This is a genomic window from Helicobacter suis HS1 (assembly GCF_026000295.1).
Lineage (GTDB): Bacteria > Campylobacterota > Campylobacteria > Campylobacterales > Helicobacteraceae > Helicobacter > Helicobacter suis.
Genome location: NZ_AP026769.1, coordinates 467,954 through 484,941 on the forward strand (window position 1 = coordinate 467,954; position 16,988 = coordinate 484,941).

The following is a 16,988-nucleotide window of genomic DNA, read 5'->3' on the forward strand; positions in this document are numbered from 1 at the left end:
TTTTTAGTCTCTGGAGTTTCTCCAGGGACTTTCCTTGAATAATGCTAAGGCTTTCTTTAAGACGCCGAGAACCTATTTTGCGCGTACATGTTTTACGCAAGCCAGCCCTTTCTTCTGAACTCTTGCTTACTTTAGAACAACTATTAAAAGAAGCCAAAATTACTTATGATTTTAAACTCCCTGAAATGTCCTTGTCTCAAGAAGTTTTATTGTGTTTTGGAGGAGATGGCACGCTTCTAGCGGCTCTGCGCCACCCTTCAAATAGCCTATGTTTTGGAATCCATGTCGGGCATTTGGGGTTTTTAACAGCCACTAATTTAGAAGGCGCTCCCCATTTTTTAGAAGCGCTTACACAAGGGCATTATCAAATCCAAAACCATTTAATGCTAGAGGGAAAGATTGCCAAGCAACATTTTTTATGCGCTAATGATATTGTGGTAACTAAAAAAGATTATTCCGGCATGTTAGGGCTACAGCTTTTTATTGATGGAGTTTTAGCCAACACCTACCAAGTAGATGGCCTTATCTTTGCGACCCCTCTGGGTTCTACGGCCTATAATATTAGCGTAGGTGGGAGTGTTGTCTACCCCTTGTGCCAAAATATCCTCATCACACCCATTGCCCCCCACTCTCTTTACCAAAGGCCTATCATTTTAAACGATCAAGCCCATTTAGAGATAGTGCCTAAACAATCCTGTTCTGTGGTTATAGACGGACAAGTGCGCTACACCCTTAAATCTAAGCAAAGCCTGCAAATTTATAAGTCTATCCGGCAAGCTAAATTAATCCAGCCCCTAGAGTATAATTATTTCAAAGTCTTAAAAGAGAAGTTTTCATGGGGGACATCACATCCCTAATTTGCCTTTAAAGGGCGCCATGTTAGACTGAAAAAAACAACAGGTTATGTAATGATAGAAGAGATAGAAATTAAAGGCGGGTTGTTTATGCATGCGCATTTGCGATTAAGCCCGCATTTAAATGTCATTAGCGGGATTAGTGGGAGTGGAAAAAGTGTATTGGTGGATTGTATCTTGGCTAGTGTGGGTTTAAAGCCTATGCCTGCACATTCTATTCAAATGCATTGGCAAACCTCTGAGCACTCTCTTATCCACGCTTTTAAGAGAAAAAAAACCACCTATACCCATAACCACAAACCCACTTCTAAAAAAGCCCTAAAAGAGTTCTTTTCTCCTTTAATCTTACACATTTCTAGCCATAAACATGTCCAAGAATTACATGGAGATTTTCTTATAGAACTTTTAGATAGCAGCACACAAAAAGATCTCCTTAACTCTTTTAAACACACCTATGTCTGCTACCAAGAGGCTGTCCATAGTTTACAAGAATTGCAAGCCAAACAACCCCATTTGGATATGCTTAGCGAACTGGCGCGTTTTGAGCTTGCGCAATTACAAAGCCTAGATTTAAGCGATGGAGCGTACGAACGGCTTTTAGAATGCAAAAAAACTTATCAAATGCAAGAAAAACGCAGAGTAGAGATTATAGAAGCCCTCAAAGCACTAGAATACACAAACAAAATCACAAAAGCACTACCCAATACCCAATCTCTAGCCCTAGCCCAAGCTTTAGAAGAAGCCCAAGATTTTTTATTAAACGCCCAATCTAGCCTAGAGGAACTAGAAAATCTAGATATTCAAGCCCTTTTAGACAAAATCAGCCAATTAGGCGCAGTGGTTAAAAAACATGGCAGTGAAGCACAGGCTAGAGCCCATAAAGAGCAATTAATCGCTAACTATGAGCAGTATAACAACCACCAACACCACCTTAAAACCCTGCAAGAAAAAGTAAAGCATTTAGAACAAGAATGTTTGCATTTAGCCTTACAAATCAAAGCAGAGCGCCAAAAACATCTTTCTAACATGCAAGAACTCTTAGAAAGTTACACAGATAAGTTATGGCTTAAAAAACCCATCTTAGAGCTTAAATCAGTGCCACTAGGCGCGCATGGATTAGATCAACTCCAGATCCGTCTGGGCAGTGCTAATACAGAACACATTAGCGCAGGGGAGTCTAATCGCTTGCGTCTAGCGCTTTTAGCTCTTAAGGCTAAATTGTATGCACAAAGGGCTAATCAGATTCTTTTAGTTGATGAATTAGATGCAAATTTAAGCGGGCGCGAAAGTACAAGTGTGGCTGAGATTTTAAAAGAGTTAAGTGTGCATTACCAAGTGATTGCCATTTCTCATGCCCCTCATCTTCCCTCCCTAGCAGAGCGGCATTTCTTAGTTTTTCCAAGTGGCTCGCATACACAGGTTAAACAACTTAGCAAAGACGAGCAAACTTTAGAAATTGCGCGTATGGTAGATGCTAATTTAGGCCAAGAGGCCATTGCTTATGCTAAGATGAAATTAAAACCTAAATGATTCCCTACTCTTTACTTTATCACTTCGCACAGCTACTCAAAGCACAGGCTAAGATCACTATCCGCCATGCCCAAAATATTTTCAGTTTAGACACCCCCGCTTATGCTTTTAAAGCCTGCATGCAAAAGGGTAACAGTTATGTTTATCTGGATAAAACCCCTCTTTTGATCCATAAAACCGCCTTAAACCTAGCTTTAGAAAAACATGCAAGCAATGCTAAGATTGTAGATGTGTATCTAGAGAATGAAGATCGCATTTTAAAAATCACTTTAGAGGGAAAAGAAACCTATAAAAAAACCCACACGATTTTACAATTAGAATTTACAGGCAAGCACAGCAACGCGATTTTACTTAATAGTGAAGGGTATGTGATAGAGGCGCTACATTTTATAGGGTTATCCTCAAGTTATCGCCCTGTGCTTAAAAATAAGCCTCTAGCCCCTCTTAAAAAACCTCCCTTTAGCCGCCCCCCTTTAAAACCTATGGCATTAAAAGAACTGCTACAATCTTTAGAAGAGTTGCACGCTGATCATAGTGCTAAACAATTACAAACCAAAAAAGAGACCCTCAAACGCGCATGGCTTAAAAAGAAAGAGACCTTACAATCTCTTTTAAACCAGCTAAAAAGCCCTGAAGAACTCAAAGAGCAGGCTACAGAAAAACACAACCATGCTTGTTTAATTCTTTGCCACCTGCACACCTTAAAACCTAAAGACCTCTATACAGATACACTAATCTTAGAACAAGAACAGATTAAATTACCTAAAAATGCGCGCTCTTTTAGCGATGCAGCCGATAAACTTTTTAAAGAGGCTAAGAAATGCCAACAAAAAGCTAGCCACATCGGGCTACAAAGAGAAAATCTACTTTCTAAAAGTGCGTTTTTAGATTCTAAAATGGCTCTTTTAGACAAGGCTAGTTTAGAAGAATTGCACATATTAACCCCCCCTAAAAATTCTAAAAAATCCTCTAACACTTGGGAAAGCCTTGAAATTGAAGGGATACGGGTGGGCTTTGGGCGCAATGAAACAGAAAACCGCGCCTTGCTTAAAAACGCGCGTTCAAGAGATATTTGGGCACACATTAAAGACAAGCCAAGCGCTCACATGCTTATCTTTTCTCACCCGAATAACCCCTCCTCAAGTGTTTTATTAAAAGCCTGTAAACTTTTAGCTAAATTAACCTACCCCAAACTCACTAGCCAACAAACTTTAAAAGTGCCTATTGATTACACCCAAAAAAAGCATGTCAAATTCACTAATAAAGGTAAAGCCCATGTAAGTTATACGCATTTTTCTAGCGTGGTGGTTATCTTAGATCATAACGGGCATGATGAGGGTTTTAAACCCCTCATTTTGGACTAAAAAAGGTCGGGTATTCTCATTAAGCAAGAGAGTAAAAGTAGGGGTATGCAGGGCATTAAGTGCATCTAGGACATGGCGGGCATGGACATGGAGAGTAAAACCCTCTAAAGTGGTTTGTGCCTCAATAGAAGTACTAGCAAAGCTAGGGTTTTCATCTTGCAGAGATTCAAATTCAATATAACCCGGATAAAAACAAATTTTGGTGGTACTACTTAAAGCATTTGTGATCTGAATGGCCTCTTTAAATTTCTGTGTATCTAATTCTAGTTGGTGGGTAAATTCAGAGGGGATAATGGCCTGATAATTGGGATATTTGCCACTAATGAGTTTAGAGTATAAAACCATAGAGGCGTTTTTAAAAAAGAGCATGCTAGGTTGATCATGGGTTTCATAAAGCATATCAAAATCGCTTTCAAATAACTTACTAATTTCTAACATCGCCCGTTTGGGTAGGATAAATTCTTGGGTTGTTTTAGTTGTAGGCATATTATCCGGATCCATTTGAACCAAAGCAAGCCGCCTTGTATCTGTAGCCACTAGCTCTAAACGATCTTTAAACACTAAAAGTACACCGCCAAACTCGTATTTAGAAGCGTTGGTGCTGATAACATGGGTTAGTTTTTTAAAATATTCGCCTAAAGTCGTATCGCTAAAGTGTACAAAGGGTAAGTCTTCAAAGCTAGGGAAAGTGGGGAAATCTGCCTTATCAAAGAGGGGGAGTTTAAATTTAGAACGCTTAAAACTAATATGCACATAGTTTTCTTTGGTTTGTAAGGTGAGTTCTCCTTGCTCTAATTTAGAGGCGATGTCTAAAAAGTGCTTAGCGTTAAAAGTCGCGCCCCCCTCCTCTAAGATCGATGCGTTTAGATTCAAACACAGCCCCATTTCTAAATCATTAGCCTCTAGGCGTAACAAATCTCCTTTGGCCTCTAAACAAATATGAGAGGTGATATTAGTTAAATCCTTGCGATCGGTAAAGGCAATGAGATTTTTAAGCGCCTCTTCTAGCCGTGTTTTTTCAATCATCAAATGCAAATCAATCCTTTATTGTAATTTTTGTAAACCAAAGCCAATATTTTTAGAGCTATCAAAATTACCTTGTTTTTCTTTATGGATTTCGGCTATCAAATCCTCTAAACTAAAAAGAGGGTTTTCATAGGTAGCAATTTTATAGGCCGTATTTTTAACCACTAAGGCAATTTGCCCCCCACTAAGAGCATGGCGGGCTAGATTGTGGGCTAAACTTTCTCTAGTGTGTGGGGGCGCGTAGGGGGCGTTTTTGGGCAGGTATTTTTTCCACAACTCTACCCGCTGTTCAAATGTAGGGGGTTTAAATTCAATTTTATGGTTAAAACGCCGTGAAAAGGCGGTATCTAAAGTTTCTAATAAATTGGTTGTAGCAATCAACACCCCTTCAAATTTTTCAATCTGGTGTAAAAAGATGTTTTGCATTTGGTTATGCATTTTATCCGCGCCACTGCTAGCTGCAGTACGGGTACTTAAAAACTGATCGGCTTCATCTAAAAGTAAAATGGGTGGGTTTTTGCATTGTTTGGCGATTTTTTGGTAGTCATCAAAGATTTTGCGCACATTTTTTTCTGATTCGCCCACATACATAGAAAGGATTTTAGAACAATCAAACCCCAAAACCTCTTTTTTTAAACTTTTAGCTAAGGCTAGCGCACTCATGGTTTTACCCGTGCCCGGAGGCCCATAAAAGATAATTTTTGCTTCAAAATCTTTATGAATTTTATTGGCTAAACCCCAATCTTTCAAGCGTTGTTGCATTTGTGGATTCATTTGTTTGAGTAAAACCTCTAGGGTTTCTTTGGTTTTTTGGCTTAACACCACTTCCTCTAAACCCACTTTAGATTCCAAAGCCTCAAAAATATCGCTATCTTTAAGGATATTCTTAAGAGTGGCATGGGTACGAGAATTATTAGGGGAGGTGATGGTTTCTAAAATCGATTCTTGTAAAAAGAATTGGCGCACTAGCCCTTGATCAAAGGGATCGAGCAATTCCTCAAACTCTACAATCTTTTTTTTGATTAAAGGGCTTGTGGGGCTTAAAAGCGCGGCATTTTGTTTAGGAGTACTCCCATCTGCGCTCAATAGATGCAATAAATTTTGATAATAGCTTAAAGATTCCTCCTCTTTATCATAATCACGGCTATTATAAACATCTTTGAGCAGCGCAAAGAAAATAAGTTTCTCCTTAGGCGTTAGGTTGTGTTTATTCAGAAATTTTTGCACAGAGAGAGCAGGTGTTGTACTCTTTGTACGCGCCTTCATTTTATGATCTAACAGCTCAAGTTCCTCTTTGATTTTTGCACGCCCCCGTAAACCCACTCTTTGCAGTTTGATTAAAAGTTCAATTTTTAAAAACCAATCATTGAAGTAGTCTAAATGATCCACATAGGGTGTGATCTCTAAAAAGGAGTGTTTACTACACCCATCTTCTGTGAGTTTAAAAAAGGCATGGCTTAAACTTAAAGAGCTATCTAGCAATTCTAGGAGTAATAATTCTTGTCTTCTAGCATGTTTTTCTTGAATCGCCCATCCTAAATCTAAAAGATTTTTAATAGAAGTGAGGTGGGGTAGTGCTTTTTCTTCTTTGGCATCAAAAAGCATTTCTAAGATATGTACCACCCCTAGATTGCTATGCCCTTTGAGATATTGGCTACCTAAATATTGTAAAATTTTGGCCTCTTTAACACTGCACTTAAGGGCATAGAAAATACGCGCGCGCGCCACATCTGGAGTTTGTATAAAATCTAAAAAGTAGGCCGTACTCATGTTTGCAAAGTTTCTTCTTTGCCTCTGGCTAGTAGCAAAATAGGCGTACCTAAAAAGCCAAACTTAGCGCGCAAAGTATTGGTCAGATAGCGCTTATAGCTAAAGTGCAAAGCCTTAGGGCGATTCATAACCAAAGCAATTTGAGGCGGACAAGAGGCAAATTGGGTACTGTAATAAATCCGCACAATTTTGCCATGATCACTTGGGAGTGGGTGTTTTTCTGTGGCTTCTATAATGGTTTGATTAAGCGTACTGGTGCTAATGCGCATGGAAAAATAAGCATAAACTTCTAGGATTTTATCTTTGATTTGGAGGATATGGCGCTTAGAGATAGCACTTGTTGTAAGAAGCGGGGCATATTGTAAAAATTTAAATTTATGTTTAAAATCCTCTATAATTGTTTCAAATCCAGCATGTTTAATATCCCATTTATTAAACACCACAATCACCCCTAAATTGTACTCACCAGCTAAAGAGGCGATTTTTTCATCTAATTCTACAAAGGGCGTACTAGCATCTAAAACTAACAAAGCAATATGGGATTTTTCAAGGACTTTTCGTGTGCGATCAAGGGCAAATTTCTCCAAGCCTTCCACTTTGCTTCTTTGGCGCAAGCCCGCTGTATCTACAAAACAAATTTCTTGATTATGATGAGAAATGCTTTGATCAACCGGATCAATGGTAGTACCCGGAATCTCAGAGACTAAGGCGCGTTCTTGCTCTATCAGGGCATTTAAAAGAGAGCTTTTACCCACATTAACTCGCCCGATGATTCCTACTTGGATAGCAGGATTAGTACTTAAATGAATTGGCGATTCTAAGGGTTTTAGATGAAAATATTTTAAAATGGCATTTGTAAGCGTGTTTAGACCTTTATTATGGCTAACAGAGATAAAAAACATCTCTTTAATGCCCAAACTAGCAAATTCATAACCCGCTAACTCTTCTACTTGGTTATCTAGTTTATTAACAAGTAAAAAACATGCCCGTTTTTGTTTTTGTATCTCAAGTAGGTATTTTTTATCCTCATCTTGTGGGGGGATTTTGCCATCTACAACATAGAGAATTAAATCGCTAGCTTTAATCGCTTCTAAATTAAAAGATTGAATCTGTTCTCCAAAAATACTATCTGCATCAAACCCGCCTGTATCCCAAAGCTCCACCCCATGGCCTGCTAGTAAAAAAGTTTGCTTTTTAATATCCCGGGTTGTACCGGCAATATCAAAGGTGATTGCGCTACGGCTTCTAAGCAGGCAATTAAATAAAGAGCTTTTACCTACATTTGGCTTGCCCAAAATAGCAATTTTAAGCATGTAAGCTCCTTTAGTTTTTGGATACAAAATACCACAACCAACCTAACCCCCTCTAAATTTAAGACATATTAATTTATTATAAGCCCTGAATTATAAGCTTTAAAACTTAAAGAAGGGTCTTTAATGGATAAGTTTAGGGTGCGGGGTGTATATGGGCTATTTGTGTGTTTCATGGCTATCTGGCTTTTTTTAGGATGCGGACACCCCCGCGATATAGTACCTATCTACAATTTCAATTATAAGGAAGATATTACTAATACGGTAAATCACAACCATCTGCAAACAGCCCGTCAATCTAGCCAACAGGTTACACAACACATCAAAGTTAAAGGGGACGATCTAAAAAAAGTGGTTTTTCTCCAAGAAAATTACTACCCTCTTAGGCAAAACGAGGTGGGGGTAGAAGAATCGCATGGTAAATTATTCTTAACCACCCATTCCTTGGAACTACAAAAATTCATGCAAGGGGAGGTGTTTTTAACCAAACAACAAACCCAGACTTTTACGCTTAATAACACCTCAACACAAATCACCAATATTGAAGGCCGTCTTAATACCTATCAGTATTCCCAAAAAGATCAAAAAAATCACAGCATTAACACCGCTTACCAGCGCTATGCTTTAAAACAAAAAACCCCTACCCGGTTTGAAATTGATATTGATAAAATCCCCTACCAATTTGACACCCAAAACTGCCGCATTGTGATTAGAAAACAACTCATTGATACCTTTAGCCATAGTAAAGAAGTCATGATTAATTTAGATTTTAAGCGAGAACTACGCAATAAAGCAAGCTTTGACCTCTTTTTAGAATGCCCAAGATAGTGGCGACCCCTGAAAGATTTGAACTTCCGTTTCCACCTTGAAAGAGTGGTATCCTTGGCCACTAGATGAAGGGGTCTAAGTGTAAAAATAGCTAGGGAAGAGTGGCGGAACGGACGGGACTTGAACCCGCGACCCCCTGCGTGACAGGCAGGTATTCTAACCAGCTGAACTACCGCTCCAATGGTGGTCGCTATAAGACTCGAACTTATGACATCCACCTTGTAAGGGTGGCGCTCTACCAACTGAGCTAAGCGACCTTTGTGGTGACTCCTAGGGGATTTGAACCCCTGTAACCACCGTGAAAGGGTGGTATCCTAACCTCTAGATGAAGGAGCCTTGGTGACCCGTGCTGGATTCGAACCAGCGGCCCATTCCTTAAAAGGGAATTGCTCTACCTGCTGAGCTAACGGGTCTTCTCACAAACAAAAAGCCAATTTTAACATTTTTTAAAAGTGTTTGTCAAGCTCTCAAAAAAGTAAGGGGGCGGTAGTTTGCATCGTAGGCGCTTGGGATTCTTTGGTGGTGTAATAGGTTTCTCCATTGATTGTTTGTTTGATCACATCTTCTGGGATTTCAAAATGCCGTTTGAGAGCGGGATTGAGTTTGAGGGCTTTTTTCATAAAATCAGCAAAAACAGGAGCAGCCACCGCGCCACCTGCCATGCCATGTCCAATACTGGTATTATCATCTCTCCCATACCAAATAATGGCCTGTAAACTGGGGCTAAACCCACAAAACCACGCGTCTACATAGTTATTAGAAGTCCCTGTTTTACCCGCTATTTCTAACCCGGGAACTTGGGCTTGTCTGCCTGTTCCATTTTCTACGACATTTTCAAGAACAGAGAGAGTGAGAAAAGCCTGTGCTTTAGATAGAACGGTTTTAGGGGCTGGGATTTTAAGAGGTTTGTCATGCCCTTTGGCATCAACAATGCTTTCAATTAAAATAGGTTCAAGGATATTTCCATAATTAGAAAAAAGCGAATATTGCATGCTTGCCTCTAGTGGGGAAATTCCAAAACTACCCAAAGCAATGGACATATTTTTGGGTAGGTTTTCAAATCCAAAGGCGCTTAAATCTCTATAGATCGTATCAAAACCCACATAATCTACTAAATTAAGCGTGGCTAGATTGAGTGAGTGGGTGAGCGCACTTTTAAGGGTTACAAGGCCATTAAATTTATGGTTATCATTTTTAGGACGCCAGTGGCGTTGTCTGGAGGTGGTACTATCGTTATTAAAACTGCGGGCTACATCTGGAATTAAGGACGCGCTAGATAACCCATTATTAAAAGCAATTTGATAAATAAAGGGCTTAACAGCGCTACCAAATTGCCGCTTGGTTTGGGTAGCGCGGTTAAAGGCGCTTTTTTGGTGATCTATTCCGCCTACTAATGCTAGAACATGCCCGCTTTTAGTCTCTGTTACCACCATCGCCCCATTTAGCGTACTATCTGCACTCTCATGGAGTTTATGACTGACATTCTCATAGCCTAATCGCAAGGAATCTTGGGCCATTTTTTGATAATCCAGATTGATATAAAGTTTAATGGTGTATCCACCCGTTTTTAAATCTGGCAAGAAAGCTAAAGTACGCACCACTTCATCTACCACATAGGGGGCAACATTTTGGGTTAGAGTTGTGTTATAAACCTTAGGCACTTCATTTAATGCCAAGTACATCTCATCATCTGTAATCCAACCCAAATCATGCATGCGCTTAATAATGCTATTAGCCCTAGCTAGTGAAAAATCTAGCCGTTTAGTTGGATCATAAAATGAGGGGGCGCGTGGGAGGGCTACTAACATTGCCATTTCTTTTAAAGTCAAAAGCGCTAGAGGTTTTTTAAAATAGCCCAAACTTGCCGTTTTGATCCCATAAAACCCATGCCCAAAAAAAGTTTGGTTAAAGTAGCGCTCTAAAATCTGCTCTTTACTCAACACTTGCTCTAGTTTGACAGATAAAATCATTTCTTTAATCTTGCGATCTAGAGTCTTCGTCCGTGTTAAAAGCATGTTTTTAACTAGCTGCTGGGTGAGTGTGCTACCCCCTTCGGCGTATTTTTGGTTGCGTAAATTTTTTAAAAAAGCGCGTAAAATCGCATCTAAATTCACCCCGCCATGTTCAAAAAATAGCGTGTCTTCTACCGCTAAAAGAGCCTCCACCATTCTAGGGGGAATCTCAGAAAAAGGCGCGTAAATGCGAAATTCCTTATCGTATAAATTCGCAATAAGCCGTCCTCTGCTATCTACAATTTTAGTGATCACATTTGGTTTATAATCCACCACCTTTTGCACATCAATAGAGGCCTGCATCCACAAATACAGCAGATACACCCAATTATTCTGTGTGTCTTGTTTGAAAGTTTCTAAAGACGCGTTGATCTCCTCCACACTCTGGCTTTGCATTTTAATCGATTCAGAAGCATCAGCAATACTTTGCAATAAAACATTAATATTAGCCTCAATTTCTCCTAAGGGTATGAGCGATGTTTAAATTATTCTGTGTGTCTTGTTTGAAAGTTTCTAAAGACGCGTTGATCTCCTCCACACTCTGGCTTTGCATTTTAATCGATTCAGAAGCAATAAATTGGTTTGATCGGCAATATCTTTAATAATTTCTACAATATCTCTAATATCTTGCCCTTGTGCAATCATTCCCTCACTCTTTTGGCTAATACTAGCAATGCCCTCTGTAATGGCCTCTATAGATTTAGAAGTTTGTATCAAGTTCTTATTTTGCTGGTTAGCGCTATTGGTTAAATTATCCACACAGGTTTTTAGACCCTGTGATTCTTGAGTAAGCGCGCTAGCAAAGTCTAAAGAAGTACGCAACATTCTTTTAATTTCTGCCCCTAAATCATCAACAGCTTTTTCCATATCCCCAGAAGGATTAGCAATGCCTTGTGTAAAGTCTAAAGCTTTATAGCGCTCAAAGGCTTGGTTGATCACTTGCATATGTGAGCCAATGTGTTGTTGGAGATAGGTGATCACATCGTTAAAAAGTTCTTTAAGTTGTAATAAGCTTGGGTTATTAGGGATAGCTGCGATCTTTTGGGTAAAATCCCCCTCTTTAATGTGGCGCACAACATTTAACATATCCTCAATCGTTGTATTATCGGCTTTGGTATTTTCATGGATTCTTAAAACATTTGTATTAATAGATTGTTGCATGCGTCCAATTTCATCAAGCACATTTGTCTTAACGATATGGACATCACCGCCCTTTTTAGGATCATTTAGCAATCTAAAAAACCCATCTAGAGTAGTAGAGACCACCACAATACGATTACCCACTAAATAACGCACCAGTAAATACACAGCAACGATTAAAATAAGCAGTACAACACTGCCGGCAATTAAAATTAACTTCTGTAATTCATAAGCGACGGCAAAAACTTCATCTCTACTGACAAATCTAGCCAAAGCCCAATTAAATTTAAAACTACCCGAATCCACTTTGTCAAAAATATCAAAGGCTTTAACAAATAAAAAGCTATCTTTATTGGTGCGCAAGGCATGGTAATTTACCACCCCTGAATAACCTTCTCGTGTCAAACCAACTACTTTTTTTGCCGAAGGGTCGGGATTAACCTCGTTTAAAAGTTTACCCTGAAGTTTTCCATCATAGACTAGCAATAAATACCCATTCTCTTGCATCAAAAAGGTATCTTGTTGCTTACGCAAAACCATTTCACTAAAACTATCAATACTCACAAAGGCAACGATCACACCCACTACCTCAGCGTTGCCATTTTGTACTTTCTTTAAAGGTATGCCAAAATCAAAGCCAAAAATCTTTTCACCATCAATATCTTTAAAATAGGGTCTACTTTTTTGCAAGCTATGGCTTTGTGCCACCCTGTGGTAAATGTCTGGGTTATAACAATTATTAGTTTTTAAAATTTCAATAGATTTTCCTATGCGGTGTGCCATGTAAAAATCATGAGGACTCTTAAAAGAAATAACGCTAACAATTTTGACATGGTGCTCGTCGTTTAAAAATCGTCTCATTAATTTATCCCGTTCTTTTTCATTATGGGCTAAATCAATGGAGGCTAAATCCATATCCAAATTTTTAAGCGCAACAAACATTCTATTGATATTGCGCTGTAAACGCGATGCGCCCTCTTCAATTTCAGAACTTAAAACTTCAATGGTATTCACCCTTGTTGTATTGCGTACTTTATTACTAACAATGAAGCCTAAAATTGCAATCCCTAGCACCACAATAAAACACACACTCATAACAATTTTTGTACTAATCCTTAGTTTAGAAAGCAGTGCATTCATTTAGATGATCCTGTTAGAAATCTTTTTTCAAGATTTCTTCTACTTTTAAGATAGAAACCAATTTATCCTCTCGCTTGCCAATACCATAGATGAGTTGGTTATTTTCTAAAAGGGTCTCGGGTACGGGATCAATATCTGATTGTTTAATGCGAATTGCCTCTGTTAAGCGATCAATATAAAACCCGGCAATTTGATCATTATGGCGCACCACTAGATAACGCATGTCTTTATTGAGTTTTTCAGGGGGCAATCCAAATTTAAGCCGTAAACTAATTAGAGGGAAAACATTACCCCGCAAATTAAACACGCCTAGTACATAACCGGGGGTTTCAGGTACGCGTGTATAACCAATGGGTTTGACAATTTCTAAAATATTCAAAATGGGGATCGCATATTCCTCATTACCAATAATAAAACCGATGAATTGTAATATTTCCTCGTTTTCCTCCGGTTTTTCCTCTTTATCCCCTTTCTTTTGCTTTTCAAACAGCTCTTTTAATGCCATTGTATCTTGCTGCATGTACTCTCCTTAATCCTCTAGTTTAATGCTTCGTTTAACCACATTGGCTAAATATTCCGGGCTATAAGGCTTAGTGATGTATTCAGTCATGCCACTTTCCACCCCACGGATTCGATCGGTTTTAGTAACCCTAGAAGTTACGGCAATGAGGGGTAAGTTTTTGTATTTATTGTATTTGCGCACCTCAGAGGCAAAGGTATAACCGTCCATCTTAGGCATTTCAATATCTACTAGCACGGCGTCTGGAACTTTATCAGCATTTTTAACCATTTCTAGCCCCTCTAATCCATTGGTTGCCTCTAATACAGTAACCCCTAGAGGTTTAAGAGATTTGCGCATCATCGCCCGGTCAGTACTGCTATCATCAATAGCCAAAACTATATAATCACTAGGCGCGTTTTTAGCGTTAGAGTTTTGGGCTTGATCAATGAGGCTATTGACATTGACTTTCACATTTTTAGCCATTTCCATCATCGTGCCCACATCTACGATTAAAGTAATTTTGCCATCACCACGCACCGTCGCCCCCGCAATGCCTTTAGTGCTTTTTAAATAATAGCCTAAAGATTTGATCACCACTTCCTCTTGGCCAATCAAATAATCCACAATCACCCCGATTTTTTGATCGGCTAGCCCGATAATCACCACATACACCTCTTTAGAGCCTTCTAAAATTGCATCTACTTTAAAAATATCAGCTAAGCGCACCAAAGAGAGCACTTCATCGCGCAAACGCAACACACTTTTACCATCTACGCTATAGATTTCATCTTGGCTAATGCGCACGGTCTCAAGCACTGAGGAGAGCGGAATAGCGTAGTATTCCTCTTGTACACCCACTAACAAGGCTTGGATAATGGCTAAAGTTAATGGAATTTTAAGTTTCTCAACCGTGCCAACACCCACTTGTGATTCTAACTCAATAATCCCATTGAGTTTTTCAATATTAGTTTTCACCACATCCATTCCCACGCCCCGCCCGGAGACATTACTCACCACCTTAGCCGTAGAAAAACCGGGTTTAAAGATGATATTAAGCGCCTCTTTATCTGTCATAGCAGCTGCATCTCTTTCGGTGATAATGCCTTTTTCTACAGCCTTTGCCTTGAGCTTTTGCGGATCCATCCCCGCCCCATCATCAGTAATTTTAATCACGATATGATTGCCCTCATTATAAGCGCTAAGTTCTACGCGCCCCGTTTCAGGCTTGCCTAACATTTTACGATCTTCGGGTTTTTCAATCCCATGGTCGCAAGAATTACGGATAATATGGATAAGCGGATCGCCAATTTCCTCTACAATGGATTTATCTAACTCTGTTTCCTCCCCGTCAATAACTAAATCAATGCTTTTACCTAGTTCGCGGCTCAAATCGCGCACCATACGCGGGAATTTATTAAACACCTTGCCAATGGGTTGCATTCTAGTTTTCATCACCGCTAGTTGTAAATCTGTTGTAACGGCTGAAATAGAAGAAACCACTTGGTTAAGCTCTTCTAAGAATTTTTCCCCGTCGTAGCGTTCCTCCACATCTCCATAAATGCGAATCAAGCGGTTTTTGCCTAGCACCAACTCCCCAATTAAATTCATGAGGTGATCAAGCCGCCCCACATCTACGCGTACCGTTTGCTCCACCCCAATGGCCACAGATTTTTCTTTAGGGCCCTTAGAAGCAGCAGGGGCAACTTTTGGAGCTGGCTCTGGTTCATTTGCTAGAGGATTATCTGTTCCCTGAGGTGCTTGTGCCATATTCTCTTGGGGGGAGTTTCTTGTGGGGGGGTCTGCGCACTTGGTTGTGCCTCTGCTTCTTGCGCTCCTGCTTCAGGCATCTTAGCTAGATCTGGCTCTGGTTCATTTGCTAGAGGATTATCTGTTCCCTGAGGTGCTTGTGCCGTACTCTCTTGGGGGGGAGTTTCTTGTGGGGGGGTCTGCGCACTTGGTTGTGCCTCTGCTTCTTGCGCTCCTGCTTCAGGGCTTTGTGCAATAGCTTGTAATTTTTTAACCACATCTGAAATATCCACCCCAGAATTAGCATCGCTACCGGTGTTGCGGATAGTTACTAGTAAAGTTTTCATCAAATCCACCGAGCGCAACACCACATCCATCACATCAGGTGTGATCTTTAACTCATTTTTGCGTGCACGGTTAAGCACATCTTCCATATTGTGGGTCAAATGGGTTAGGGTATCTAAATTAAGAAACGAACTTGAGCCCTTAATGGTATGCGCTACCCTAAAAATACGATTTAATAAGTCTGGGTCTTCAGGATTATGTTCTAACTCTACTAAATCCTGATCAAGCTGTTCATTCATCTCAAAGGCTTCTACTAAGAAGTCCTCCATGATTTCTTTCATATCATCCATTAAGCACCTCTAATTTTTTGATGTTGTATTATACTTTTTGCCCACTTAACCCAGAACCCGACTCACCTCATCTATAAAGCGATTAGCATCAAATTTAACCAAATAGCCCTTAGCCCCTAAATCTAAAGCCTTTTGGGCGCTGTAATCATCGCAAATAGAAGAGTTAAAAATCACCGGGATATTAGCAAAACGGGCGTCCTCTTGGATTTTAGAAAAGAAATGATACCCATCCATTTTAGGCATCTCCACATCAGATACGATCAATTTAAGGTGTTTGGTTAGATCCTCTTGATACTGCTCATAAAGTTTTTCTAACTTCTCTAATCCATCTTTACCATCTACGGCCTCCACCACATCAAAACCTAGTTTTAACAAAGTGTATTTAATGGCTTTCCTAGCAGTCCTACTATCATCTACAAATAAAACAGTCCCTTCAAATTTTTTAATCTGCTGCTTTTGTGATTCTTTCTTAGGTTGAGCTACATGGAGTTCTAAATCATCTAAGATACTTTCTAAATCTAAGATCAGTAAAGTCTTATCGCCCTCAACTTTAGTAATGCCTGTAATCTTATTGCCATCTACCGTGCTATGCGAGCTAAAAGTAGCCGGTTCTACATCACTCCAATCAATGCGGCGGATGCGCTTGGCTTCATGCACGACAAAACCCATCTTGACATTACTAAATTCAGTGATCACCACTACTTTTTCTACAACGCGTTTTTCATCAGGAACAATCCCAAGCCAAGTAGATAGATCAATAAGCGGGATAATTGTAGAGCGCAGATCAAAAACACCCAAGATATAGTTTAGATTGGTGGGGAATTCAAAGATTTCAGGCATCATGATGATTTCTTGTACTTTAGAGACATTGATCCCATAAATGCCCTCATAGGGTTTATCCCCCTGCAAACCAAAAATTCTAAAATCCACCAACTCAATTTCTCCTAAATTCAACGCCGTATCTAAACTTTGCTCTGTCAAAATTATTCCTAATTAGGTGGTTTATAACGCTTGATATGAAAATGCCCTTCAATTACACCGCCTAGGTTAAGCGTAGGGTGTTTTAATCCCCATGTACTGGCAAATTTCTTGATTGTGGTAAAAAGAGGGCAAAGCTGCATACAATAAATT

General features: G+C 39.6%; 11 protein-coding genes, 5 tRNA genes and 1 pseudogene. 4 read left to right on the top strand and 13 right to left on the bottom strand.

Going from position 1 to position 16,988, the window contains the following annotated elements; translation table 11 throughout:
- Window positions 1-41 precede the first annotated feature (41 nt).
- Genes OO773_RS02580 through OO773_RS02590 form a run of 3 tightly spaced genes read left to right on the top strand, consistent with a single transcriptional unit; the run spans window position 42 to window position 3,748 of the window.
- Window positions 42-857, top strand: coding sequence for an NAD(+)/NADH kinase (locus OO773_RS02580; protein WP_040499281.1), 816 nt, complete (start codon window positions 42-44; stop codon window positions 855-857).
- Between the two features lie 51 nt (window positions 858-908).
- Window positions 909-2,384: an AAA family ATPase gene (locus OO773_RS02585; protein ID WP_233424231.1), complete on the top strand. Its 1,476-nt coding sequence runs from the start codon at window positions 909-911 to the stop codon at window positions 2,382-2,384.
- A complete protein-coding gene (locus OO773_RS02590; protein WP_006564760.1) occupies window positions 2,381-3,748 on the top strand; it encodes an NFACT family protein in 1,368 nt (455 codons plus the stop codon). Before OO773_RS02585 ends, OO773_RS02590 begins: the two co-directional genes overlap by 4 nt.
- Here the strand turns inward: OO773_RS02590 and dnaN are convergent.
- From dnaN to der, 3 genes are read right to left on the bottom strand one after another with little or no spacing between them, the layout of a single operon-like run.
- The gene (gene dnaN / locus OO773_RS02595) at window positions 3,698-4,774 is read right to left on the bottom strand and encodes a DNA polymerase III subunit beta (RefSeq protein WP_233424232.1); all 1,077 of its coding nucleotides are present in this window, start codon (window positions 4,772-4,774) and stop codon (window positions 3,698-3,700) included. The genes OO773_RS02590 and dnaN overlap by 51 nt on opposite strands.
- Window positions 4,775-4,792: 18 nt before the next feature.
- Window positions 4,793-6,544, bottom strand: coding sequence for an AAA family ATPase (locus tag OO773_RS02600; protein ID WP_034376294.1), 1,752 nt, complete (start codon window positions 6,542-6,544; stop codon window positions 4,793-4,795).
- Window positions 6,541-7,857 (bottom strand): ribosome biogenesis GTPase Der, encoded by a 1,317-nt coding sequence (gene der, locus OO773_RS02605; RefSeq protein WP_040499282.1) that lies wholly within the window; start codon window positions 7,855-7,857, stop codon window positions 6,541-6,543. Before der ends, OO773_RS02600 begins: the two co-directional genes overlap by 4 nt.
- A gap of 123 nt (window positions 7,858-7,980) precedes the next feature.
- Here der and OO773_RS02610 point away from each other — a divergent pair, with 123 nt between their 5' ends.
- A complete protein-coding gene (locus tag OO773_RS02610; RefSeq protein ID WP_073115613.1) occupies window positions 7,981-8,682 on the top strand; it encodes a cell surface protein in 702 nt (233 codons plus the stop codon).
- Here OO773_RS02610 and OO773_RS02615 read toward each other — a convergent pair.
- The 10 genes and pseudogenes from OO773_RS02615 to OO773_RS02660 all read right to left on the bottom strand — a co-directional run bounded on the left by OO773_RS02615 (window position 8,683) and on the right by OO773_RS02660 (window position 16,838).
- Window positions 8,683-8,758 (bottom strand) — tRNA-Glu (locus OO773_RS02615). It lies immediately after the preceding gene.
- 26 nt (window positions 8,759-8,784) lie between these two features.
- Window positions 8,785-8,861, bottom strand: a tRNA-Asp gene (locus OO773_RS02620).
- Between the two features lie 2 nt (window positions 8,862-8,863).
- Window positions 8,864-8,939 (bottom strand) — tRNA-Val (locus OO773_RS02625).
- 4 nt (window positions 8,940-8,943) lie between these two features.
- Window positions 8,944-9,018 (bottom strand) — tRNA-Glu (locus OO773_RS02630).
- Window position 9,019: 1 nt separating this feature from the next.
- Window positions 9,020-9,095, bottom strand: a tRNA-Lys gene (locus OO773_RS02635).
- A gap of 54 nt (window positions 9,096-9,149) precedes the next feature.
- A complete protein-coding gene (locus tag OO773_RS02640) occupies window positions 9,150-11,126 on the bottom strand; it encodes a transglycosylase domain-containing protein (RefSeq protein ID WP_319952023.1) in 1,977 nt (658 codons plus the stop codon).
- Window positions 11,127-11,207: 81 nt separating this feature from the next.
- A complete protein-coding gene (locus tag OO773_RS02645) occupies window positions 11,208-12,974 on the bottom strand; it encodes a methyl-accepting chemotaxis protein (RefSeq protein ID WP_264828659.1) in 1,767 nt (588 codons plus the stop codon).
- A 13-nt stretch (window positions 12,975-12,987) separates the two neighbouring features.
- On the bottom strand, window positions 12,988-13,479 hold the full coding sequence (locus OO773_RS02650) for a chemotaxis protein CheW (RefSeq protein ID WP_006564765.1): 492 nt from the start codon (window positions 13,477-13,479) through the stop codon (window positions 12,988-12,990).
- A gap of 24 nt (window positions 13,480-13,503) precedes the next feature.
- A pseudogene (locus tag OO773_RS02655) lies at window positions 13,504-15,857 on the bottom strand (chemotaxis protein CheW).
- Window positions 15,858-15,902: 45 nt separating this feature from the next.
- Window positions 15,903-16,838 (bottom strand): chemotaxis protein CheV, encoded by a 936-nt coding sequence (locus OO773_RS02660; RefSeq protein ID WP_006564767.1) that lies wholly within the window; start codon window positions 16,836-16,838, stop codon window positions 15,903-15,905.
- Between the last annotated feature and the right edge of the window lie 150 nt (window positions 16,839-16,988).